Raw genomic sequence first — 22,801 nt, 5'->3', positions numbered from 1 at the left:
GCCGCCACCGCCGGCGGCCGTCCGCTGTCCTTCGCCGGGCATGTGGGCTAGGTTGCTCGCCGGCAGGACACGGGTGGGCCCCGGTGCGGCTCACCGCCCGCGAGAACGATGCTCCTGCCTCGGGGGGAGGCGCTATGGAGGCACTGGCCGCGGACGATCCGCGGCAGATCGGCGCATACACGCTGCGCGGCAGGCTGGGCGAGGGCGGAATGGGCCGGGTGTACCTGGGCCGTTCGCCCTCCGGCCGTGCGGTGGCCGTGAAGGTCGTCCACCCGCACCTGGCCCGCCAGTCCGGGTTCCGGCGGCGGTTCGGGCACGAGGCCGCGGCCGTCCGCGCCGTCAGCGGCGCCTTCACCGCGCCGATCGTCGGCGCCGACGCGGAGGCGGACCCGCCCTGGCTGGCGACGCTGTACGTGCCGGGGCCCGATCTCGCGGAGGCGGTCGCCAAGGCCGGGCCGCTGCCGACGCCCTCCCTGTGGCCGCTGGCCGCCGGGCTGGCCGAGGCGCTCCAGGACATCCACGCCGCCAAGGTGCTGCACCGGGACGTCAAGCCGTCCAATGTGCTGCTGGCGGCCGACGGGCCGCGGCTCATCGACTTCGGGATCGCCCGCGCCCTGGACGGCACCGTACTGACGACCACCGGCGTGGTCATGGGCACCCCGGGCTTCATGGCGCCCGAACAGATCGACTCGGGCGAACAGACGCCCGCGGGGGACGTCTTCTCGCTCGGTGCCGTACTGGCCTACGCGGCCACCGGACACGGCCCGTTCGGCGAGGGTCCGCCGCTGGCCCTGATGCACCGCATCCTCCACGCGGAACCCCGCCTGGACGCCGTCCCCCACGCGGTACGCGATCTGGTCGCCGACTGTCTCGCCAAAGACCCGGCGGACCGGCCCGGCCCCGCCCACATCCTGCACCGCATCGCCGCGTCCTGGAGCCCTCCCGAGCAGTGGCCCGCGTCGACTCCGTGGCCGAGGGCGATCACGCTGCTGCTGCCGCACCACGCGGTCCCGGACTCGGGCGCCCGGCAGCCAGGCGGCCCGGAGGCCACCACCGCGCCGGCCGGGCCGGACACGCGGGAGCTGACCCGCCGTATGACCGAGGCGGAGCAGACGACCCGGACCATCGGCCCGCCGGCCGCCGCCCGGATCATGGAGCAGCTCGCCGCCGACCAGGCCCGTGTCCTGGGCCTCGACCATCCCGACACGCTCAACAGCCGGCACGGCCACGCGTGGAACCTCGGCCAGGCCGGACAGTACGCCCTGGCCGAGGAGTTGCTGGAGCGGGTGGCCGCCGACCGGGCCCGCGTCCTGGGCCCCGACCATCCCGACACGCTCAACAGCCGGCACAGCCGCGCCTGGGTCCTCGGCCAGGCCGGGCGGCACGAGGAGGCCGCCGCCCTGATGGAGAGCGTGGCCGCCGGCCGGGTCCGGGCACTGGGGCCGGACGACCCGGACACCCTGGACAGCCGCCACGGCCATGCGTGGAACCTCGGCCTGGCCGGACACCACGAGCGGGCGGCGGAGTTGATGGGACGGGTGGCAGCCGACCGGGCCCGCGTCCTTGGGCCTGACCATCCCGACACCCTCCGCAGCCGCCGCTCCTACGCCTGGAACCTGGCCCGGACCGGAGGAGGGGGAGCGGCCGGGCTCCGGCCGCCGGGTGGGCCGCCCCGCTGAGGCGCGAGGAGCGTGCCAACGGGGCGCGGCGGGCTGCGCCGTGGCCCTGGGGGCGCCGTGCGCCTCCCTCGCGCCGGAGGAACCGCGCATCGCGTCGCGAGCCCGGCCGTCCCCTGCGCGGCCGGGCTCGTCAGCGAACGCGCGCCCTGGCGGTGTGTGCGCTCAAGAGTGCCGGGAGGAGGCGCGGCGGTGTTGTCGATCCGTCTCCGGTTTCTTGCCGTCGCGTCGCAACTCGGTGCAGCAGCAGGCAACGGCGGCACTGTCGGCGACGGCCGGCAGCCGGTGGTCAGCCCGCGCGGACAGCAGCTTTCGTCCGCGTCCGCCGCCGGTGCACCACCGGTCGCCGCGCGCTGCCGGCGGGTGTCATTCCGTCGGCGTGCCGATCCGCAGCCGGTTGCCGTCAGGGTCGCGCAGCTCGATCTCACGCGCCCACGGGGCCTCCTCGGCCCGCACGCCGAACTCCGAAGCGACGGCCTCGACCTCACGGACGCGGAGGTAGACCAGCGTGCCGGGACGGGCGTCGCCCTCGTGCTCGGACAGGAACAGCCGCACCCCGTCCCGGGCGACTTCGACGAACGCCGGAAGCCCCGGCTCGAAGCGGTGTTCCCACTGCTTGGCGAAGCCCAGCCGCTCGTACCAGGCGACCGCCGCCGCTGCGTCCTCGACGCGCAGAATGGGGATGACGTCCTCGTCCATGACGTCATCGTCACAGAGCACCCGGCGCGAGATGGCCGGATGCGGCACTAGCGGACGGTCGCGGGCCCCGTCCGCTGCCGCTCCAGCAGCGCCCGCGCCCGGTACTCCCTGGGGGAGAGCCCGTAGGCCGCCCGGAAGGCGCGGCTGAAGTCGCTGCCCCGGGTGATGCCCCAGCGGGCGGCGACGGCGTGCAGCGGGGTGGTGCGCAGTGCCGGGTCCGCCAGATCGTGCCGCGCGTGCTCCAGGCGCTGTCTGCGGATCCACGCGGCGACCGTGTACCCGTGTGGCTGCTGCTCGAAGAGACGGTGCAGATGACTGACCGAAATGTGGTGCGCGGCGGCGACCGTCCCCGGTGTGAGTTCGGGATCGTGCAGGTTCTGGCGGATGAACGCCGTGATCCGCCGCAGCAGGGCCTGTTGCCGTGTCTCGGGCGGCAACGCCTCCTCGGCGTCCAGCGCCTGCGCCAGCCAGGCGGCGACCAGCTCCAGCACCACCGTCCCCAGCCGGGGCGCGTCCCGCGGCTGGAGGACGGCGGCCTGCTGCTCCAGACCGGTGAGGAAGCCGCTGAGCAGGGCGCCCGCACCCTCGCGCCCCGACAGCCCGCGTCCCAGCACGGTCCGTACCCGGTGCGGCGGCAGCGGCAGCAGGGCCTTGGGGAAGTCGACGCCCACGCCTTTGACGGCACGGGCTGCGCCGTCGTCTGCGGGCCGGAGGTCGAAGGGCTGCGAGTCGTCGACCATGTGCAGGTCGTGCGGGCCGAAGGTGTCCGTGCGTCCGCCGAGTTCGAGGGCCAGTCCTCCGTCGAGCAGCAGCGTCAAGTGGTACGACCCGGAGTCCGTCCGGCGCGCCATGCGGGGGCTCAGCCGGTAGCGCGTGGGCAGCACCGAGGTCGGCCACACCGTCACCGGCCCCAGCTCCATGAGCCACAACTCCGCCCGGAAATCGGCCGCGTGGGCGCTGCTCATCTCGCTCGCACGGGTGCGGCCGACGAGTTCGCGCCAGTAGTCGAACCGGTCGGCCACCGGCACGTCGTCGGTACGGAAAGCGGTCCCGATCACACGTCCTCACCCCTGCGTTCCGTGACAGCCCCGGCGCGCCGGGGCAGGCACCGGCCGGCGTCCCGGGATCGCTCCTCGGGTGCCACCTTAAGCCGCAGGGGAATCCGGCGCTCCGCATCAGCCGGGGCACACCGGTGCCGGCCGGGGGAGGGCTAGGAAGCCCGGCTGACGGCCTGGAACGTGCCCGCAGCCGCGAACGCTTCGTTGACCGGCGCGATGAGGAAGGCGAGACGGCGGGTGCCCGTCTCGCCGAGCGGCGCCCACAGCGCGGCGCAGTGGGCGTCGGTCTCCCGCTCGATGCGCTCGCGTGCCGCGCGGCCGGCCTCGGTCAGCGCGCCGGTCTCGTCGAGCCAGCCGCGGGCGACGAGACGGGCCGTCGCCGCGTTCCACTCCTCGTCGTTCCACTGACGGGTCGCCCGGATGAGCCCGACGGGCAGTTGCCCCGTGGCGGTGTGCAGGACGAGGCAGTCGCACGGTCCGAGACGGTTGTCGGCGAGCACGACGAGGTGCGCGTCGCCGCGCCACTCGCGTACCACCGTGATCTGCTGCCACAGCGCGACGAGGGGATCGGACGGCAGCGGGACGGAGGCGTTGGCGGCGGCCAGCACCTTTCCGGCGTAGTCGGCGCCCGCCACGACCGGATCGATGAGCGACCGGGCCTCGGCGATCTGGTCGTCGGTGAGGGAGACCCCGACACGTCGCATCGCGCGCCCGGCGGCCGTGAAGCGGGCGTCCTGCCAGCGTTCGGGCGATGCGGCGTCCCACACGCCCGCCATTTCCCGCACCGCCCGGGGGCTGAAGTTGTAGAAGGCCGCCGATGTCACCTGCCACGGGACCGCGCCCATCGCGGCCGAGCGGAAGGCCAGGTAGGACCGTCCCTGTTCGGTGACACCGAGCCGGGCCGCCTCCTCAGCGCTCTCGGGGACGAGGTAGATGAACAGATGAGCCGCGCTGACCGCGTCGCTCACCTCACGGACGGCGTCCAAAGCCACTGCCCCGTCGTCCGGGGCGGCGGGGGCGGGAACGTGGTCCAGGTGCATGAGTGCCTGCTCTTTCGGAAGGAGTGCGCCGCGCTTCTTCCACGTCGTTTCCTCCCGGACGTCGGGAGACGGCGAGGCGCGGCGCGATCGACATTAGCAGTAATAATCGATTATCTGGCCGGTTGTCTATGCTGGCCCCATGACACAGACGGCCCACTCGACCAGCACCCCCGTCAAGCAGATGCTGTCCGAGCAGGTCTACGCCCGCCTCCGGGACGCGATCATGAGCGGAAAGCACGCCCCCGGTGAGGCCCTCAAACCGCAGGACCTGGCGAAGGAACACGGCGTCAGCCTGGCCGTGGTGCGCGAGGCACTGGTGCGGGTGGTCGGTGACGGCCTGGCCGACCGGCTGCCCAACCGCGGCTTCGCCGTCCCGGCCGTGTGCCACCGGCGCTGGCAGGAGATCGCCGAGGCCCGGCGCACCGTCGAACCGGCCGTACTGCGCATGTCCGTCGAGCGCGGCGACCTCGACTGGGAAGCCCGCGTACGCGCCGCCCACCACCGCCTGGTCCGCACCCCGCCGTACACCGCGGAAGAGGACACGCACTACAGCCACGCCTGGGCCGAGGCCCACCGGATCTTCCACCGCGCCCTGCTGGAGGGCTGCGGCAACCCCGTCCTGCTGGAGACCTTCGACCGGATGTGGACGGCGAGCGAACTGGCCCGCCGCTGGTCGGCGCACCGCAACCCCGGCCGGGACGGCGCGGAGGAGCACCGCCGCCTGGAGGAGGCGGCACTGGCCCGCGACGCCGACACCGCCGCCGCGCTCCTGGCCCGGCACCTCACTACGACGGCGGCCGGCCTGAGCGGCGACCGGGAGCCGGCCTGAGCGGCGACGGCCCCCGCCCCTCACCTGGCCGGGTGAGCCGGACACCGTCGCGGCCGGGAGGACGGCAGGGCCGGTCAGCGGCCGGTCCGCCGCCGCCGCGCGTCCCGTACGCGCGCGGGGTGCCGGTGCCGGTCGCGTGCCGCGCGGCTAGCGTCGAAGAGCACCCGGGCAGTCGGGGAGCCGGCCGCTCCGGCCGGCCCGGGCCCCAGCCCGCGGGAACTTCCCGGCCTCCGGTGGAAGGAGCGTGGTCGGCGTGGCACGTAACCGCCGCCTCATTCTCAGCTCGCCGTCCGAGGTGTGGAGCCTGCTGTCCGACGGGCACCGCTACGGCGAGTGGGTGACGGGAACCCAGCGCATCCTGGCCGCGGACGCCCACTGGCCGGAGGTGGGGGCACGGCTGGAGGTCCGCCTCGGCACCGGCCCGCTGACGATCGACGACACCTGCGTCGTCCGCATCTGCGAGCCGCGGCGCCGCCTCGAACTGGAGGCCAAGGCGGACCCCTTCGGTGCGGCCCGCATCGCCATGAACCTGATCCCCTGGGGCGAGAACACCCTCTTCGTCCTCGACTGGCATCCCCTGCTGGGCCCCGGCACCCGGATGCACGGCTTCCCCGTGGACTACTTCGTCAAGCTGCGCAACGGCATGATGCTGACCAAGCTCGCCCGCATCGCGGTCCGCGAGCACGGCGCCGAGCCTGCCGGACGCGACGCCCCGGAGCCGCCGCAGGGCCCTTCGCGAGCCCTGCCCGGCTGACAGCGGCACCCCGGGGGGGGCGGACCGCGCCGCACCCACGGGAAGCCCCGGACCGGCAGCCCGCGCCCCGGGTGCCGTTCGGCCGCCGGTTCCGTGCCCCGGGTGCCGTTCGGCCGCCGGTTCCGTGCCCCGGGGTCGCGCTCGGCCGCCGGTTCCGCGCCCCGGGCGGCGCCCGGTCGCCGGTCCGGCCCCTACCAGCCGGTCTTGGCCGCGCTGTAGGCGGTGCGGCAGGCCGCGTCGGGGGCGGAGGTGGACAACTTGGTCATGGCTTCGGTCCAGACCTTCTTGACGACCTTCTCCAGACGCCGGGTCGCGGCGGGGACACCGGGGGCGTACTTCTTGATCGCCCCGAGGGTGGAGACGGTGAACTTGTTGCACGCCGGCGGGGCGGCGTTGCGGTAGCGGTTGTCCAGATCGGTCGCGACGGTGGGGCCGTTGGCGGCGGCCCAGCGGTTCCACGCCGCGCAGGCGGTCTCGGTCAGCTCGGCCTGCTCGGCCGGGGTCAGATTGCCCATGGCGCCCAGCAGGGCGTTCCACGGCTCGTCGGGAACCGTGTAGCGGGTCGTGGGGAACTTCTCCTTCGTCTTGAAGATCATCTCCTGGCACGCGGGCGGCACCGGGGCCGCCTGCGCGCTGGCGGCCGTGGCCGGGAGCGAGGAGCCGTCCACGGCCTGCTGCGGGGGACGGGGCTGAGCCTGAGGTGAAGCGGTCACGGCGGGGGACGAGGCGCCGAGGACGGCGGCAGCCGCGGCGACGGTGAGGGCGGACCACTGGAGGGTGCGGGCGGGCTTCATGATGGCGGGGCTCCTCGACGAGAAGGCGGGCCGGATCTGCCCGGAGCGGGTCTTTTCTCATACAGGCATACCGACGGGCCTGCGCCGTACGCGAAAAGTCACCCCTGGAAAGGATGTTCGCCCGGCGTGCCCGGTGTGGAGCGGGTGGTTCCGAAACGACGGTCGCGCCGGGCGTAGGCGGCGACGGCCTGCCACAGATGGGTACGGTCGACATCAGGCCACAGGGTGTCGAGGAAGACGAGTTCGGCGTAGGTCGACTGCCACGGCAGGAAGTTGGAGGTGCGCTGTTCGCCGCTGGTGCGGATGAGCAGATCCACGTCCGGCAGGTCGGGCAGGTGCAGCTGGGCGGCCACATGGCGCGGAGTGATCGCGTCGGGGGAGAGGGCCCCGTCCGCCACCTGGCGCGCGAGGGCGCGGGCGGCATGGGCGATCTCGTCGCGCCCGCCGTAGTTGACACACATGTTGAGCGTCAGACCCGTGCGGTCGCGGGTGAGGTGTTCGGTGCGGCGCAGTGAGCGCACCAGATCGGGTGGCAGCCCGTCGGGGACACCGGACCAGCGCAGCCGGACGTCGCGCCGCCACACCTCCTCGGTCTCCGTGTCGAGGCCGTCCTGGAAGAGGCGCAGGATCGCTGCGATCTCGGCGGCGGGACGCTCGCGGTTCTCCGTGGAGAGGGAGTACAGGCTCAGACAGGGCAGCCCGATCTCCAAGGCCCCGTACACGGTCTCCCGCACGGCACGCTGGCCGGCGTCGTGCCCTGCCGTGCGCGGCAGACCCCGGCGGACGGCCCAGCGCCCGTTGCCGTCCATGATGATCGCCACATGCCGCGGGCGCAGGTGAGCCGGCAGCCGGGGCGGCCGGGCACCACCGGCGTGCGGCACGGGCGGGAGCAAGGGCCGGGTGTCCGGCGCGGCGGGGCTGTCCGCGGCGGGCTGCGGCAGCGTGACGGTGGGCGGCAGGTGCGGTGCGCTCCGGGCATGGCGGCGCCAGGCTCGCGCGACGCGGAAGCGGCCACGCGCCAGCGTGCAGTGGAAACGGACCGGGTCGGCCCTGGAGGGCCCTTTCAGCAGCGCGCGGGGGTTGCGGTCGATGCGGTCGAGTTCGAGCAGATGCAGCTCGACGACGGTCCGCAGGGCGGCGGCCAGCGGCGGGTGCTGGGCACCGGCGGTCGCGGCCTGCTCCAGCCACTGCCGGGCCCGGGCGGTCATCGCGTGGACCATGTCCGCGAACCGGCCTCCCGCCTGCCCCCGTGCCAGATCCCCGGCGCTGACGCCGTACTCGTCGAGCACGGCGGACGGGAGCTTCACGAAGCCTTCCGCCGCGTCCTCCCGCAGATCGCGCAGCGTGTCCAGGAGGTTGAACGCGTCGGTCCAGGCGCGCAGTGCCTCGGCGTCGGCGGGCACGAAGGCCAGGCCGGGCGCGGTGAACAGGTTCAACAGGCGCCTGACGCCGAACGGAAAGGTGAGCGCGCGCCAGTAGGCCGACCAGTCTTCCCAGGTGGCGAGGGCGCTCGTGCCCTCGGCGTCCTGACGGTAGACCCTGTCGGTCGCCGCCATCCCGTCGCCGGGCAGGTCCCACGTCCACAGGGCGTGCACGACGGCCGCCCGCAGCGGGTCCTCGCTGTGGCCCCGCCGCAGATCGGCCTCCAGGAGTTCACCGAACCGGCTGACGCGCTCGTACCTGTCCCGCCGGCCGAGCCGCCGCGTGTCGGAGAGGCCGTCGAGGTGCCGTCCGTACCCGTACACGGCCCACAGCACCGGCCGCAGGCGGGCGGGGAAGAGCTGGGGGACGGCGGCTTCGACGGGGCCCGAACGGCGCACCAGGCGACGGCAGATCTCGTACCCCTTGACGACCACCACGTCGTGGACGCCGGCCTGCCGGTAGACGCGTGCGCGCACCGGATGCAGCAGGCGCAGCGTCACCATGCGGAGGGCGGGCCCGGTGGCGCGGCGGCCCAGCAGCGCCCGCACGGAGGCGCGTCGGCTCGTCCGCGCGGTGAAGGCCACCACTCCGGCCGCGGTCAGCCCGGCCGACCAGCACAGCCCCAGCAGGAGCTGACGCCAGGGGACGGCGCCGAGTCCGACGGCGGAGACGGCCCCCTGCACCGCGCCGTACGCGGGCAGCCACCGCAACAAGGGGCTGTCCGCGGAAGGGTTGGCGACAGGGTTCTGCAAGGTCAGGTCGATCAGGCTGACCATGATGACGACGAACATCCCCGCGAGTTCGCTGCGCAGCATCGCCGCCAGGAGGATTCCCACACCTCCGTACGTCAAAGCCCCCACCATGAACGCACCGGCCATGACGTCGAGACGCTCCGGCAGGTAGAAGGCACATACCCACGCCGTGGCGTACCCGGCCGTCAGCGCCGCCGTGACCAGCAGCACGCCGCTGCGGGCCAGCAGCAGGCACAGCCGCGGATACCCGGCGAGCACCAGACGGTGGTCGAACCCGCCGGACCGGCTGGTGGCGAGGAACATCATGAACCCGACGATCAGCGCGAGGGAGTGCAGCGCCCCCGACAGCTGCGTCACCGTGTTCGCGTCCAGACTCACCGGCCGGCCGGCCGCGCGCAGGAAGAACCGCACCGGATCGCCGGGCAGCACCCAGTAGGCGAGATTCAGCCACAGCGGGATGAAGAAGAGCACCAGAACCAACGCCAGGCGGTTCCGCGCCTGTTCGAGCGCCGCGTGGCGCACCGCCGTCCCGAGACACCGCACCCACCACCTCATGCGCCGCCCCCCGCCCCAGCGCCGTGCTCGACCTCCAGGACACCGTTCCGGAGCCGGTGCAGCACATCCAGCCGCTCCCGGTCATGGGCCAGATGGGAGACCACCACGACGGCCCGGCCGCGCTCGCACAGGCTTCTGGCGATGTCCCAGAAACGGAGGTAGGTCTCCCAGTCGAAGCCCTGGTAGGGCTCGTCCAGCAACAGCACTTCGGGGTCGTGCATCAGCCCCAGCGCCAGGTTCAGCTTCTGCCGTGTCCCGCCGCTGAGCGTGTGCAGACGGCTGCGGGGACTCTCGTCGAACCGTAACTACTCCAGCAGTTGCCACACGCGCCGGCAGTCGTCGAGCCGGTAGGCGGCCTGGAAGAACCGGACGTGCTCCCGGACGGTCAAGGCCGGGTGCAGCACCGTCTCCTGCGGGCAGTACCCGATCCGCCCCCGGCACCGGACCGTCCCGCTGTCGGCCGCCGCCTGGCCCACCAGGATCCGCAGAAGAGTGCTCTTGCCGGCGCCGTTCGCCCCGACGATGCCCAGCAGACAGCCCGACGGCACATCGAGGCTCACCCCGCGCAGCACCGGGCGCCGGCCGTACGCCTTGTGCACGTCGTGCAGACGCAGAACGGTGCCCGCGGGCACCTGATGCGAGAAATTCACATCATAGGCAACGACCGGGCGGCGGGATGGTGGCGACCGCGGACACCCCACCGCCCGGAGCCGCTGCGACACCGGCCGGCCGCGTCGGTACGCACCCGTCGCCGCAACGCTGGTCACGCGAGCCGGACCTGGCGGGACACGCCTGGTCCGGTGCGTCGAGGCTTGCCCGTAAGGTGCCCGGCGGCCGGGGTCCGGCCGCCTCGGTGCCCCGGCCGTACCCCGGGCCGAGGCCGGAACGGCGGGCGGCCATGGCGACGGCCGGGGTGTCGAGCGCAGCGCGCCCGTCCCCGGCCGGAAGCCGAGCAGTTGTGCTCCGAAGGCCGTTTGACAGGCGGGTCGCCGCGGCGGTGGAGCCGTCCACTGGGCTGCCCCACCGCCGTAGCCCGGCAGGGGCTCAGACGTGGGCGCTGATCACGCCGCCGGCGCTGAGCACGATGTACGAGCCGTTGGCGTCGAGCCCGGCGTCGTGCCCGTTCGTCTCCAGCGTGGCGGCCACCCCTTCGTTGCCGATGATCTGAGCCCGGTACCGCAGCTCACCGAGCTTCTTGACCTTGGCCGTCCAGCCGCCCGCGAGCTTGAAGGTGCCCGGACCCTGCTGTCCGCCGCCCATCCAGGAGTGGACCTCGCCGCCCAGCGTCAGCACGACGAACATGTCGTTGGCGTCGAGCCCGGCGTCGTGCCCCTTCGTCTCCAGCGTGGCCAGGACCGAACCGCTGTTGACGATCTTGGCGCGGTAGTGCTGCTCGCCGAGCTTGTAGATCTCGGCCGTGCTGCCGTCGGCCAGCTTCTGGGTGCGGTCCGGGGACCCCTTCTTCGAGGAGGTGGCCGAGGCGGACGACCCGCCGGCCTGGGCCTTGCCCGCCTCGGTCCGGACGGCGTCGCTCTTCGCCTCACCGTTCCCGGTGGACGAAGCGGCGGCGGAGGCGGAGTCCTTCTTCTCCAGGGCGGCGTCCCTGTCCCCGCCCTGGCAGGCGGTCAGCGAGAGCGCCGCGGCGACGGCGACGGCCACCAGGCCGGCGGAGCGGACGGTACGACGAGTACGGCGAGCGTTCATGATGCGGGTCCCCCCGGTAGGTCTCGGAATGCGGCGCCTCCCGTCCTTCCGGGGGCGCCGGCCGCACTTCTTGTGTGCTGCAACCGGTGAGATGGCGCCCCGGCACGTCTTGTTCACGGGTTTGTGTCCGTACTTCGTAACAACGCCCGTCGCGGTCGGCCGGACGTACCGGCGCGCCGTGCCGTCGGCCCGGACGTACCGGCGCCGTGCCGCCGGCCGGGCGTACCGCAGCCGTGACGTCGGCCGACGGGCCGGGTGTGGCACGTCGCGGGCGGCATCGTCGGAGTTGATCAGCGTCGGGTGGAATCGACGTGGGCCGTGGCCATCGGGGCTACTGCCGGGACCCGCCGTCCGAGCCCGGAAGAGGCCGGCCGGAGGCGGCAAGGGCGGGGCGCGGGGCGGGCGCGTGCGGCGTCAGACCGCGGCGATGTCCACGGACTTCTCCTTGAACCGCCGGGTGACCAGGGGCTTCATCACGCGCCTGCCGAACGGATGGCGCAGCAGCGTCTGGGTGAAGGTCCGCACGGCCTTGTCCCGGCGGCGCTGCGGCACGAACATCGTCAGGCCCTGCGTGCGGCCATTGCGCTGCTGGAGGGCGATGAACGGGCGCAGCCGCTGGTCCCATTCGCGCAGCGCCCGGGTGATGTTCCCGCCGTTGCGCTGCAACAGCGTGCCGAGCAGATCCGCGCCGGCCAGGGCGGTGGAGGCGCCCATGCCGGAGTAGAGGGTCATGCACCAGGCGGAGTCGCCGAGCAGGACGACGCGGTCGGTGTGCCAGGCCGGCATCTCCACCTGGTGGACGGAGTTGAAGAGGTAGTCGTCGGCCTGCTCGAACTGCCCGAGGAGGTGTTCCAGGACGGGCCCGGCCGGTTCGGGCCCGAAGGCGCGGCGCAGTGACTCGACGGGCGGGCGGCGGAACTGGGCGTCCTCGTCGTCGGTGCGGTAGTTGAACAGCAGCCCGGGCCGGTGGTCGGAGAAGGGGAAGGTCCATACGGAGCGGCCCGGTTCGGCCAGGACGACGCCGTCCTGCGGCCGGTGGCCGGGCACCGGTTCCTTGAGGATCGTGGCGCCGATGATGTGGCCGAGCGGTCGCATGAACCGCGCGTCCGGGCCGAACGCCAGGCGGCGCACGGTGGAGCGCAGGCCGTCGGCGCCCACCACGAGGCCGAAGCGTTCCGTGGTCTCGGTGACCTCGTCGCCCGCGGTGGTACGCAGCGTGACGTCCACGCCGCCGGGGTCTTCGTCGAGGGATATCGGTGTGGTGCCGTACCGGATCTCGGTGCGGGGCGCGACGGCGTCGTGGAGGGCGGCCTCGATGTCCCCGCGCAGGAGCATGCGCGGACCGCCGGGCAGGTCGCCGTACCCCATGCCGGGACGGCGCCGCCCCGAGCGGTCGATGTCGTAGGTGATGCTGCCGACGTCGGTCCGGTCGCCGATGGCATCGAGTACACCCATCCGCTGTGCGGTGGCGCGGCCGGTCTCGAAAAGGCCGACGAAGTATCCGGGGGGACGCCTGTTCGCGGAGCGTTCGACGAGGACGGGCTCCCAGCCGATCTCGCGCAGGCGCATCGCGGCGGCCAGGCCGCCGATACCCATTCCGACGATCAAGGCGCGGGGTGCGTTCATGGCGGTCTTGTCTCTTTCCTCTCGGGCGGAGCCCCAGGGGGTGCGGGCTCCTGCGGACACCGGGGCCGCCCCTGCGTGCGCGGGCAGCAAGTGGAGAAGATCTCTCCACTTGCGGGTCACCGTAGCATCGAAGTGGAGAAGGTATCTCCACTTCCGTGGGTAAAGTGGAAGCCATGAGCCGCCCGACCGCCTCCGCCGCACGCCCCGAGAACTCCCCGGCACGCCCCCTGCGGGCGGACGCGGAACGCAACAGGCGGCGCATCATCGCGGCTGCCCAGGAGGTCTTCGCCAGCCGGGGACTGGATGTCACCCTCGACGACATCGCCCGTCATGCGGGCGTCGGTGTCGGCACGGCCTACCGCCGCTTCGCCAACCGCGAGGAACTGATCGACGCCGTCTTCGAAAGCGCCCTGCAGCGCCTGATCGGGCTGGCGGAACAGGCGCTTGCCCACGAAGACCCCTGGGAGGGGCTGGTGCAGCTCTTCTTCGCCACCGGCCAGGACCTCGCCGAGGACCGCGGGCTGAGGGCGTTCCTGCTGGAGGGAACGCACGCCCAGGAGCGGGCAGCCGCCGCCCGGGAGCGCCTCACTCCGGCAGTCAGCGCCGTCATCGCCCGCGCCCGGCAGTCCGGCCAACTGCGTGGGGACATCGAGCCGACCGACTTCCCGCTCTTCCAGCGCATGCTCGGGGTCGTCATGCAGCAGAGCCGGAGCGTCACGCCCGAGCTGTGGAAGCGCTACCTCACCCTCATCCTGGACGGCCTGCGCCACGACAGGGACCGTCCCACCCCGCTGCCCCACCCCGCCCTCGACCAGGACGAGTTCGACCAGACCGTGCGGTGAACCACGCGAGCGGCGATCCGCGATCGACAGGCCGGGCCGAAGCCGCCCTGTGCGGGCCCGGGCCCGCTGCCGCGGCAGGCCCACGGCGAACAGCCTCCGGAAGCCGGCAACCCGCATCGGGTGCCTATGAGTCGGAGACGCTCACCGCCTCGACGACGGACAGTACGGTCGATGTCGGAACGATCTTCTCCAGGCGCAGTCCGGCCTCGTCGAAGAGCTGGACGAAGTCACGCCGGGTACGTTCCCGTCCTCCGAGGGAGGCCATCATCATCAGATCCAGCGTCTTGGACTGGTGGGGCAGGTCCCCCGGTGGCACGACGGCGTCGATGACGAGGATGCGACCGCCGGGAGCCATGGCCCGCTCGCAGTTGCGGAGGATCGTCGCGGACTGCTCGTCGTCCCAGTCATGAAGGATGCGCTTGAGCAGGTAGATGTCGCCCCGCGGAACCGAGGAGAAGAAGTCCCCTTCGGCCACTGTCCACCGGCCGGTGACGTCGTCATGGTCACCGAGCCGATGGCCGGCGAGGACGTGGCCCTGGTCGTAGAGCACGCCGTTCAGGTTGGCCTGCCGGCGCAGTACCTCCAGGAGGAGGCCGCCATGGCCGCCGCCGACGTCCACAACAGTGCCGACGGGCGGGAAATCATAGGCTTCGGCGACAGGCTGGTTCTCGTGCTCCGACATGGCGGCCATGCCCACGTGGAACACGGCGGCCGTCTCCGCGTCCTGCGCGAAGTGGTCGAAGAACGTCGTCCCGAAGATGCCACTGAAAGCGGAGCCGCCGTCGGCCAGGCAGCGGTGCATCTCCCCGGCGGGGCGCCACATGGTGGCGTCGGTCAGCATCAGAATCGCGGCATGGGCGGAATGCGGGACGTCCGAGCGTAAAGCCTGGCCGGTGGCGGTCAGACGGAAGCGTCCCTCACCGGTCTCCTCGACCACGCCGCGAGTGGCCAGCAGCCGCAGGATCCGCCCGAGGTTACGGGCATCAGCACCACACGCCTCGGCGAGCCGCTCGACACTTCGCTCGCCGTCCGCCATGTGGTCGGCCACCCGTACGACGGCTGCAGCGCGCAGCGCCGCCGGGAACAGGAAACCCAGAGCTTCGTCGATCAGACGGACTGCGGATTGACGTTCCGTGTTCATGATTGACTCGCCTCTTCTCCTTCTTGCCCTTTTCTTGCCTTGCTGTTCGACGATTTCCGTCTCAGGTCGGCGCACTCAGCCTATCCACTGTCCGGTTTCACGTTCCGCTGCCCATGAGGAGATCAGCTTGCTGTTCGTGAAGACACGGAGAGTCCATACGGACATCATTCAGCGGTCCGGCAGGTGTGGGAAGACCGCACCCCGGACCGCAGCGAATGGACATGCCGCACTCGGAAGGCGGCAGCTGCTCCCGAGGAGACCGGACGCACGCCACCGGCGGAAGCCGAACCCCTTCCCCGGGGCGTGAACGCGTTGAAATCCGCACACTTGAACACGGCTTTCGGTGAAAGCCGTCCTCTGCGATACCGGGGCCTCGGCAGGCGGCGCCAGACGATGGGTGACGCGGTCCGGCCCCGCCCGGTCGACCAGCGGTGGGCCCTGAGGCTCCTTCCGGCGCCCCGAAGCGGCGGAGGAATCCGAGCAACGAGAGACGACGCCAGCAGGCCGTTCCTGCACTCATGCATGCCCCGTCCCGGACATCGGCAGGAACATCGTTCAACGCGTTCACGTACGCCCGCGCTTCCACAAGTACGAGCAGCCCCGAAGCAAGGGTAGACAGCAACGTATGAGCGGCGGAGGCGATGACGGAAACCCGATCCGCGCGCGAACAAGCGGCCCCCGACCGGCCGGTCAACCGCATTCACTCTCTGCCGCCCGGCGTCACCCGGGCCCGGCGAAGAAGTGCTGCACCGGCAATTCGTTTCCCTGCCGCTCATCCGTCGCCATCTTGCTGGACACTTCTCACCGCTCCGAATGGGACTGACTTCACATGGTCGACCAACAGAAGCCTCCCGAAACCGTCGTGCCCCCGGCCGAGGCGGCTGTGGGTGTCGACGGCCCCTACCCCTCGGCCCGGCGCATCATCATCCGCGAACTCGATGCCTTGCTTTCCCGGGTCGACGACGAGGCATCCGCCGCCTTCGTCACCGCGTTCCGTGACGCAGCGAGGATTTTCGTCGTGGGAGCCGGCCGCTCCAAACTCTCCGCGGAGGGCTTCGCGATGCGTCTGACGCATCTGGGACTGCGCGCTCACGTCGCCGGAGACGCCACCACGCCCGCCATCGGCCCGGACGACCTGCTGCTGGTGTGCAGCGGTTCAGGGGAGACGCCCACAGTCATGGCGATGACGGAGAACGCTGCGAGAGCAGGCGCCCGGATCGCGCTGGTGACGGCGAACACCGATTCCTGTCTGGCCCGGAGGGCGGACCTGGTGGTCCACCTTGCCGAGTACAGCCAGGACCACGAGCCCGACCGCTCGACCCAATTCGTGGGCACTCTGTTCGAGCAGGGCGCTCTGCTGTTCTTCGACTCGCTCGTCCTCGCCTACCAGTGGATGTATGAGGTCGATCCCCGCGACATGCTCGCCGCCCATACCAACCTCGAATAGGCACGGTACCGCCATGACGACACCGGTTTCCTTGACCAGCACCAAGATGAACCTCGGACTGCGACAGACCGAGAACTGGATCGACGACGTCCTCCTGCCCAGGGCGGATTCCTTGGGGCGGCTGCGCTTCTGCGTCTGCCTGCCGTACCCGCTTCTGCCTCTCGGCGTACGGCGCTTCGGGAAAACCGGCCTCACCACCGGAGCCCAGAACGTGTGGTGCGAGGCCGGAGCCGTCACCGGGGAGGTCTCAGCCGGCCTGCTCGCCGAGATCGGCTGCACCCACGTCATGGTCGGGCACGCCGAACGGCGCCGCCTGTTCGCCGAGGACGACCGACTTGTCGCCCGCAAGGCCCGGGCGGCCTCGGCGGCCGGGCTGACGCCGGTGATCTGCGTCGGTGAGCAAGAACGTGCCGGTCGCACCGAGACCGTGACTCAGGTCCGTCGCCAGGCGTCCACCGCGCTGCGGGACCTGCCTGCCGGAGCGGCGGCCGTCGTGCTCTACGAACCGGCGTGGGCGATCGGCTCCGCACAGACCGCCGAGCCCCACCAGGCCGCCGCGGTACTGTCAGCCCTCCAGCAGGAGACGCCCGACCATGTGAACCCGACCCTGCTCTACGGCGGCGCCGTCACAGCGGGCACCTACTCCTCCCTGCGCCGGCTGGCCCCATGGGACGGAGTGGCGCTGGGCAGGGCCGCCCAGGATGCGGCGATGCTCGACGACGTGCTCGGCGAACTCCTGGAGCCGGCACGACCGTGAAGCGCGAACGCACCAGCGTCCGGTGCGGACGCCCGGTGACCGTGCCGGCCGCGGGCATGTTGTCCGGCTGCGGGGCGTCGTGACGAGTACTCCCGGACGGAGCAGGTCAGATCGCGCGGCAAGCACTCGTTACAGCGCCGCAGGTGTCACTCGGCTGATGCACTGTAGAGGCCGGTGGCGTTGACGGCTGGCTCGTGCGGTGTGTGCGCGGGCGCGGTGCCCCCGTCGGTGGAGGCGGATTACGCAGGGGCGCATACCGCCGTCGTACACAGGTGGGTGGGGGAAAGCGTGGTCCGTGTCCCGGGTTCAGCCGTTGCCGCCGGGACTCGATCGTGCCCTGCTCATCTGTCGAACATGATGTTCAGCTCTCCTCGACCGGATCGTCCTCCGGCGTGAGCAGCCGACCGGTCTCGACCATCTTCGTTATTCGGCCATCGTCGCCGAGTCGGCCGATGAGATGTGATTCGCCCTGCACAACGGATCCGTCCTTCCTGGTCATCCGCACCGCGACCCGTGTCGCCATGGTGCCTGTCGCCCCGTCGCTGGCCTCATCGAGCACAGTGATCGTTCCCTCGTCCATAGCGGAACGCAGCTCCGACACGTGCCGGAGACAGCCCGCCACGTCAGACTGCTTTCCGTTGAGACGCAGCGTGGCAGCCGGATCGACAAGAGCGCGTACTTCCAGGGCGAGCGTCTCGTCGTCGGCCTGGAAGGTCAGCTCCCCCAGCCTGGTGAGCGGCTGGGTATGTGAAGCCATAACGGAGTCCTCTGGTCACCCCCGGGCCGGTTCCACCCGGCCTTGTAGGCCGGTTTGACCAGCAGCACCCCGCGGTTGGTGAGTACGGCTCCGGCCCGGGACACCGACGCGCGGGACCGGTCGGGTCAGACGTCGAGCCCGGGCCGTGACCGGGGGTGACATCAACAACTGGTCGTACGTGGGGGATTGTGAACTGGCCGTGGACATCGGTCTGCGGTTGCGAGCCCAGCCCTCCCGATCGTCATGTCGACTCGACGCCGACCACCGCCCTGTGATCGCGAAGGCCGCTCGCGCACCGCTGCTGGGACGGTTCCCCCCGATGCACCCGGCACCAGCCGCTTCATGGTCGCCACCACGACCAACAGACCGGCGATCCAGACGAGATGGCGCCTTGGGTGACGGGTGAGCTGCTCAACAGTGCTGTCCTCGCGCGACGAACAAGGCGGGTGGGATACTCGCACAGGCTTGTGGATCAGCACCGCTCGGATAGGAACCGTGAATGTCTTTCGACCTTCATCCGGAAGCACGTGCGCTCATCGAGTCACGTCCCCCTGCGCACTTGGTGACGACGCGGCCCAATGGCCGTCCGCACGTCGCACTCATCTGGCTGGACGTCACCGATGCGGGGCAGATCCAGTTCGGTACACCACGGTGGCGTGTCAAGGCCAAGAACCTCCGCCATGACCCACGATGCACGCTCTCCATCCAGGACACCGTGAAGGGCGAGAACGGTCTCATCCGTCACCTGCTGATCGAGGGCGTCGCAACCATCGACGACCACCCCGAGCACGGCGACCGGTTCATGGACGCGCTCTACTTCAAGTACACGGGCACCCACGGGTTCGCGCTGGACGAGAAGAATCCGCACTGCTTGATCACGGTCGACATCACCCGCGTCACGGGTCACGGACCTTGGCACACCGGACGGACCACGTCATACGGCACTCCCATCTGACTACGTGCCGGGGTTCCCCCGTCAGGCGTCCGGCCGACTGGCGCTGGTCCACCTCGGACCCCACCCGCGCAGGAGGCCGGACCGGCGACAATCTCCGGCTCTTTGGTGTGCGGCTTCTCGGCGCCGCGTGCGGTGACCACGAGCCCTGGACGCTGACCACGCGCAGTGACACGGCCGGGAGCCGATTGGTCAGTGGAGATCCGAGCCGGCAGCAGCCGGCAGGTCCTGTCTGCACCTCCCGGTGCGGTCCGCACCTGTGCGTCAGCCGGGACGGACATGGCAAGCTGCCCCTGTGTTCCGTCTCAAAGCCGCCTCCAGAGCGGCAGTTTGGCTCGCCGCCGCCTGCGTGGTGGCTTCCTGCTCGTCGTCGTCCGACGGGAAGAGCCTTGACATTTCGGGTGTGTCCTGTGCCGATCTCCTGACCAGGACGGAGCTGGCCGGCTACGGCGTTGTGCAGGGTGGTGAGTTCCCCGAGGGGCCGAACGGGCCGAAGAACGAGGACTTCAGCATGTGCGGCTGGAACTCGGGGCCCAACGGCCGCTACCGCCTGATGGTCGCCCTCGACCGCACGGAGCGCAGCAACAGCTGGGTCGGGAAAAAGGACGCCGCCGAACCGATACGCGGCTTCCGGACCAGTGGCGGCCGGCGGGGCGGTGGCGAATCGGTGACCATCGCCACGGGTCCCGGCACCGGATCGGTGCAGGTGTGGGGTACCACCAGGAAACCGATCCGTTCCGTCGCCCAGCGCGTACTCGCAAACCTCCTCTCCCGCTCCGAAGACAGGTGACGAGGGCGACGGCCCACCTCCCGCGCGTCGGCTGCCGGCTTCGCTCAGGCAGCAGCGCAGCCCGCACGCGCCACTGCGGGCCTCGGCCGTCAGCTCGGGGGAGCCCGCATCCAGCGGCCGTCATTTCGGCGACCGGGGGGTTCCCCTCTGCCGTTTTGGGTCCTCCCTCCCGCTTCGGCATGCGTGTGGTGGGACCTTCACCTCCGGCACCCGCTGGGCCTGGGCCAACAGCGCGGCGAACACCTTCTCCCACGTGTCGGCAGTCGCCCACTTGTGCGGCCGGTTGCGCACGCCCTTCCACGTCGCGGAACGCGATCGCCCTCAAGTGCCGCACCGGTTGTCCGTGGATGAACCTGACCGGCCGCCCACGCCGCGGAGGGAGCCGGGCCGGAAGCAACGGTTCAATTCGCGTCCCCAGCGGCGGCCGAGCCCGGAAACACCGCTGGTCGTGGACGGCACACTGCGGCTGGTGGCCGACGGCACCGAGGTCGACGTACGCGCGGGGGAGATGTACATCGTCGAGGCAGGCGTGGAGCATGCCGTGCGCCCCGGCAGCCGAGGCACACTCGTCATCGTCGAACACGCCTCAAACGCGGCCCAGTGCTGTGACCGGGACTGTTCACCGTGATCGGAAGGCGGCTCGTGGGACGAGCGCACGCGAAACGGCTGGTATTACTGGGGCATGCAGGAAGAGATTGCACGCTCCGCGATCGACACGTTCATCTCCGCGTTCAACGCCTCGGACGACGTCTATGTGACTGCTCTGCTCTCCCAGGCTCTGACCTCGGACGTGGTCTTCTGGGGGCCGTTGGGGCGCAGCGAAGGAATCGCGGCGGTCGAGCGGTTCGTACTGGACATCCGGTGCCACCCGGCGGGGACCGGCACGATGGTGCGCTGCTCGGCGGTGGACATGCCTGACGAGTGGGCCCGGTACCAGTGGGTCTTCACCACGCCGGACGGAGGTCCCCGTCTGGCGGGAACGGACGTGGTCCATCTGCGACGGAGCCTCATCGACCAGGTCATCGTCTTCGCGGGGGAGATCGAGCCGTCCGCCTCTTGACGTCCCCTCCTGCGTAGCCTGGGGCCATGGACAGCACGTCGTCTGAGGCGATCAGGGGTATCCGAACGGTGTTTGAAGCCGTGATCGCGGGCGGATTGCGCCGGGAGTCGGTGGTGGGCGCGACGGACGCGGAAATCGACACGGCGCTGGCCGCCCAAGGGGTGTCCGGCGCACCGTCGGCAGTGCGCGAAGTCCTGCGCCTTGTCGGCAAGTTTTCCGGACTGTGGCTGACGGGCAGCGGTTTCGGCGTGCGGGCGATGACCTCCGCCATGAAGGCGAACGCGCTCGCGACGCTTGACACGTTGCCGAGCCACGGCATCGGTGATCCCGCTTCTGCTCTCGTTCTGGTGGAGCACCAGGCGTACGAGTACCACCTGATCGACGGCGCGGATCTTGGACAGTCCGATCCGCCGGTCTGGCTGGTCACCGAGGGAGAGACAGCGATCGCGGACGCCGCTTGGCCCAGCACCACCCAGTGGTTCCGCTGGGCAGCACCGGACATATCGCGGTTCCGGGAAAGACTGGAGGTGCTCCGCGAGGTGGGCAAGCCACACCTGCCTGCCTGGGCCGAGGACATTCGCCTCTAGTGTTGTGACCGCACAGGTTCGCCGGGTTGGGGTCGCGGCGGTTGGATGTGCGGTGACGTCCCGATTCGATCGCTGGAGGCCCGGCGCCCGAGCCTGTGCGTGTGCGCAGACTGCGGGCTCGGGCCAGGTCCCAGAAGCGCCCCGACCGGCTGCCCCGCCACGTATCACCGCACCCACCGAGTGCGCTATTTCCATGGAACTCGCTCGGCAGTACTACGCGAAGGACACCTGACCCGACCCTTACGCCTCCCCCATCCGCGCCACCGACTGAGCGGACTGCCGCCCGCCTACATCTCCCGTGGCGGAGATCGACCCGCTCCGCGACGAGGACCGGAACTACGTGGCGCTCCTGTCCGCCGCCGGTGTCACCACCGAACTCGTCCAGGTCCCCGGCGCGGTCCACGGCTTCGACCTCCTCTTCCCCTCCGCCCGCATCAGCGAACGCAGCCTGGCCAACCAGGTCCGCGCCCCGAACGAGGCCCTCCACTCCTGATCCGCAGGTTTCACGCACGTGGGAACGGCGCCGACCGGGGCGGCGGGTGCCGGTGCGGGACGGGGGTGCGTTCGGCGAGGAAGTCGTCGCGGGCCCGCTCGCCGTCCGGGCCCGCCGTGCAGAGCGCGACGGCCAGGCTCAGCACCGCAGGGCCGTCGGGTCCGCTGACATCGCGGGCCGCGTAGCTGCGCAGGTCGCCTTCGAGGTTTCCGGTGCCGGGGCCGGTGCCTGCTCGGTCAGCCGGGTGACCGCCACTTCCTGGGCCAGCGCTTCGAGGTTGCCCCAGCTGCGGCAGATGCTCGTGTCGGCCACGCCCGCGCGAGCCGCGACGTCACCCACGGTGAAGTTGCGTAGCCGCGCTCGGCGACCAGGTCGGTGGCTCACCGCCACACGTGGAGTTGCGGAAGCCGACCCAGGCATACCGGAAGAGCTACCTCCGGACCGCGGCCGGCACCCGCTCGATACACCTGCGGCCGACACCCTCGGCCCCCACCACTCCACCAGTGCCCCCAGCGCGGAATGCGATCGGAACCTCGTGCGCTACCGCGAAGCTCTCGAAGCCGGCGCGGAGGCCCCACGGTCGCTTCATGGATGGCGGCAGCCCGGGCTGAGAAGGCCGAAGCGATGGCCTGCCTGTCGGCCCGGAAGGCAACCCCGCGTCTGTCGGAGGAGGAGGTTCGCGGACTGGTCTCGTCCGTCGACGATCTGCGGACGGCCCTGCGAGGGGCTAAGCCGCAGCTCAAGGCCGAACTCTACGCAGCGCTGGGACTCCAGCTGACCTATGACCCTGGGAAAGCAACAGTGCGGGTCGAGGCGAACCTCGACCCGCACTCGTTGGGGAAATGGGTCGTGTCGGGAGGGGGACTTGAACCCCCACGCCCTGTAAAGGGCACTAGCACCTCAAGCTAGCGCGTCTGCCATTCCGCCACCCCGACCGGGTGAGCCGCGCGGGCCGGTGGGAGGCCCTGGCGACGGGTTAAACCTTAGCACCCGTTCGGGACTGCGATCACCCGGCTCTTGGGGTGCCGCGGCACGGGCGGGAGGATGGGGGTCCACCTGCGAGAAG

Annotated in this window: 21 protein-coding genes, 1 tRNA gene and 2 pseudogenes; 12 read left to right on the top strand and 12 right to left on the bottom strand. The window is 71.4% G+C overall.

Annotated elements, in window-relative coordinates; genetic code table 11:
* Positions 1 to 134: 134 nt before the first annotated feature.
* The gene (locus IO40_RS0117975) at positions 135 to 1,679 is read left to right on the top strand and encodes a serine/threonine-protein kinase (RefSeq protein ID WP_031175735.1); all 1,545 of its coding nucleotides are present in this window, start codon (positions 135 to 137) and stop codon (positions 1,677 to 1,679) included.
* A gap of 363 nt (positions 1,680 to 2,042) precedes the next feature.
* On the opposite strand, the gene IO40_RS0117970 is transcribed toward IO40_RS0117975, so the two are convergent.
* The 3 genes from IO40_RS0117970 to IO40_RS0117960 all read right to left on the bottom strand — a co-directional run bounded on the left by IO40_RS0117970 (position 2,043) and on the right by IO40_RS0117960 (position 4,473).
* Positions 2,043 to 2,375, bottom strand: coding sequence for a glyoxalase superfamily protein (locus IO40_RS0117970; RefSeq protein WP_030408002.1), 333 nt, complete (start codon positions 2,373 to 2,375; stop codon positions 2,043 to 2,045).
* Positions 2,376 to 2,422: 47 nt separating this feature from the next.
* A complete protein-coding gene (locus IO40_RS0117965; protein ID WP_016467906.1) occupies positions 2,423 to 3,433 on the bottom strand; it encodes a helix-turn-helix domain-containing protein in 1,011 nt (336 codons plus the stop codon).
* 152 nt (positions 3,434 to 3,585) lie between these two features.
* On the bottom strand, positions 3,586 to 4,473 hold the full coding sequence (locus IO40_RS0117960) for an SCO6745 family protein (RefSeq protein ID WP_016467905.1): 888 nt from the start codon (positions 4,471 to 4,473) through the stop codon (positions 3,586 to 3,588).
* A gap of 139 nt (positions 4,474 to 4,612) precedes the next feature.
* Between IO40_RS0117960 and IO40_RS0117955 the strand changes: the two genes are divergently transcribed.
* Both IO40_RS0117955 and IO40_RS0117950 read left to right on the top strand, forming a co-directional pair.
* Positions 4,613 to 5,302, top strand: a complete 690-nt coding sequence (locus IO40_RS0117955; RefSeq protein ID WP_016467904.1) for a GntR family transcriptional regulator — start codon at positions 4,613 to 4,615, stop codon at positions 5,300 to 5,302.
* Between the two features lie 253 nt (positions 5,303 to 5,555).
* Positions 5,556 to 6,056: an SRPBCC family protein gene (locus IO40_RS0117950; RefSeq protein WP_016467903.1), complete on the top strand. Its 501-nt coding sequence runs from the start codon at positions 5,556 to 5,558 to the stop codon at positions 6,054 to 6,056.
* Between the two features lie 191 nt (positions 6,057 to 6,247).
* Here IO40_RS0117950 and IO40_RS33735 read toward each other — a convergent pair whose 3' ends face one another.
* The 5 genes and pseudogenes from IO40_RS33735 to IO40_RS0117925 form a co-directional block, all read right to left on the bottom strand.
* Positions 6,248 to 6,850, bottom strand: a complete 603-nt coding sequence (locus IO40_RS33735) for a hypothetical protein (protein ID WP_016467902.1) — start codon at positions 6,848 to 6,850, stop codon at positions 6,248 to 6,250.
* Positions 6,851 to 6,948: 98 nt separating this feature from the next.
* A complete protein-coding gene (gene uppS / locus IO40_RS0117940) occupies positions 6,949 to 9,579 on the bottom strand; it encodes a polyprenyl diphosphate synthase (protein ID WP_031175734.1) in 2,631 nt (876 codons plus the stop codon).
* Positions 9,576 to 10,229 (bottom strand): annotated as a pseudogene (locus IO40_RS33730) (ABC transporter ATP-binding protein). The gene uppS and the pseudogene IO40_RS33730 overlap by 4 nt, the downstream one beginning before the upstream one ends.
* A 394-nt stretch (positions 10,230 to 10,623) precedes the next feature.
* On the bottom strand, positions 10,624 to 11,283 hold the full coding sequence (locus tag IO40_RS0117930; protein ID WP_031175733.1) for a hypothetical protein: 660 nt from the start codon (positions 11,281 to 11,283) through the stop codon (positions 10,624 to 10,626).
* A gap of 414 nt (positions 11,284 to 11,697) precedes the next feature.
* On the bottom strand, positions 11,698 to 12,909 hold the full coding sequence (locus IO40_RS0117925) for an FAD-dependent monooxygenase (RefSeq protein WP_031175732.1): 1,212 nt from the start codon (positions 12,907 to 12,909) through the stop codon (positions 11,698 to 11,700).
* 173 nt (positions 12,910 to 13,082) lie between these two features.
* On the opposite strand from IO40_RS0117925, the gene IO40_RS0117920 reads away from it, so the two are divergent.
* Positions 13,083 to 13,751 (top strand): TetR/AcrR family transcriptional regulator, encoded by a 669-nt coding sequence (locus IO40_RS0117920; RefSeq protein ID WP_030407994.1) that lies wholly within the window; start codon positions 13,083 to 13,085, stop codon positions 13,749 to 13,751.
* Positions 13,752 to 13,875: 124 nt separating this feature from the next.
* Here IO40_RS0117920 and IO40_RS0117915 read toward each other — a convergent pair whose 3' ends face one another.
* Positions 13,876 to 14,892, bottom strand: a complete 1,017-nt coding sequence (locus tag IO40_RS0117915) for a methyltransferase (RefSeq protein WP_031175731.1) — start codon at positions 14,890 to 14,892, stop codon at positions 13,876 to 13,878.
* Positions 14,893 to 15,721: 829 nt separating this feature from the next.
* Between IO40_RS0117915 and hxlB the strand changes: the two genes are divergently transcribed.
* Entirely contained in the window at positions 15,722 to 16,339 is a 618-nt protein-coding gene (gene hxlB, locus IO40_RS0117910) for a 6-phospho-3-hexuloisomerase (RefSeq protein WP_016467895.1), read from the top strand.
* A 13-nt stretch (positions 16,340 to 16,352) separates the two neighbouring features.
* On the top strand, positions 16,353 to 17,096 hold the full coding sequence (locus tag IO40_RS0117905; RefSeq protein ID WP_016467894.1) for a triose-phosphate isomerase: 744 nt from the start codon (positions 16,353 to 16,355) through the stop codon (positions 17,094 to 17,096).
* A gap of 361 nt (positions 17,097 to 17,457) precedes the next feature.
* Here the strand turns inward: IO40_RS0117905 and IO40_RS0117900 are convergent, their stop codons facing one another.
* Entirely contained in the window at positions 17,458 to 17,853 is a 396-nt protein-coding gene (locus tag IO40_RS0117900; RefSeq protein WP_016467893.1) for a hypothetical protein, read from the bottom strand.
* Between the two features lie 499 nt (positions 17,854 to 18,352).
* On the opposite strand from IO40_RS0117900, the gene IO40_RS34880 reads away from it, so the two are divergent.
* From IO40_RS34880 to IO40_RS0117870, 6 genes are all read left to right on the top strand, one after another.
* Positions 18,353 to 18,808, top strand: a complete 456-nt coding sequence (locus tag IO40_RS34880; RefSeq protein WP_016467892.1) for a PPOX class F420-dependent oxidoreductase — start codon at positions 18,353 to 18,355, stop codon at positions 18,806 to 18,808.
* 400 nt (positions 18,809 to 19,208) lie between these two features.
* Positions 19,209 to 19,595, top strand: coding sequence for a hypothetical protein (locus IO40_RS0117890; protein ID WP_031030306.1), 387 nt, complete (start codon positions 19,209 to 19,211; stop codon positions 19,593 to 19,595).
* A 253-nt stretch (positions 19,596 to 19,848) separates the two neighbouring features.
* Entirely contained in the window at positions 19,849 to 20,223 is a 375-nt protein-coding gene (locus IO40_RS39820) for a cupin domain-containing protein (protein ID WP_406926738.1), read from the top strand.
* A 54-nt stretch (positions 20,224 to 20,277) separates the two neighbouring features.
* Positions 20,278 to 20,655 (top strand): hypothetical protein, encoded by a 378-nt coding sequence (locus IO40_RS0117880; protein ID WP_016467889.1) that lies wholly within the window; start codon positions 20,278 to 20,280, stop codon positions 20,653 to 20,655.
* Positions 20,656 to 20,681: 26 nt separating this feature from the next.
* On the top strand, positions 20,682 to 21,242 hold the full coding sequence (locus IO40_RS0117875) for a hypothetical protein (protein ID WP_016467888.1): 561 nt from the start codon (positions 20,682 to 20,684) through the stop codon (positions 21,240 to 21,242).
* Positions 21,243 to 21,540: 298 nt separating this feature from the next.
* Complete coding sequence (locus IO40_RS0117870; RefSeq protein WP_031175726.1) at positions 21,541 to 21,735, top strand: alpha/beta hydrolase; 195 nt, start codon at positions 21,541 to 21,543, stop codon at positions 21,733 to 21,735.
* 64 nt (positions 21,736 to 21,799) lie between these two features.
* Here the strand turns inward: IO40_RS0117870 and IO40_RS33715 are convergent.
* Positions 21,800 to 22,106: pseudogene (locus IO40_RS33715) on the bottom strand (helix-turn-helix domain-containing protein); the annotation flags it as partial.
* A gap of 479 nt (positions 22,107 to 22,585) precedes the next feature.
* A tRNA-Leu gene (locus tag IO40_RS0117860) sits at positions 22,586 to 22,670 on the bottom strand.
* Positions 22,671 to 22,801 lie beyond the last annotated feature (131 nt).

It is taken from the genome of Streptomyces albus subsp. albus (assembly GCF_000725885.1).
Classification (GTDB): Bacteria; Actinomycetota; Actinomycetes; order Streptomycetales; family Streptomycetaceae; genus Streptomyces; species Streptomyces albus.
The sequence above is the reverse complement of the archived record's forward strand: the minus strand, read 5'-3'. Positions and strand labels throughout refer to the sequence as shown.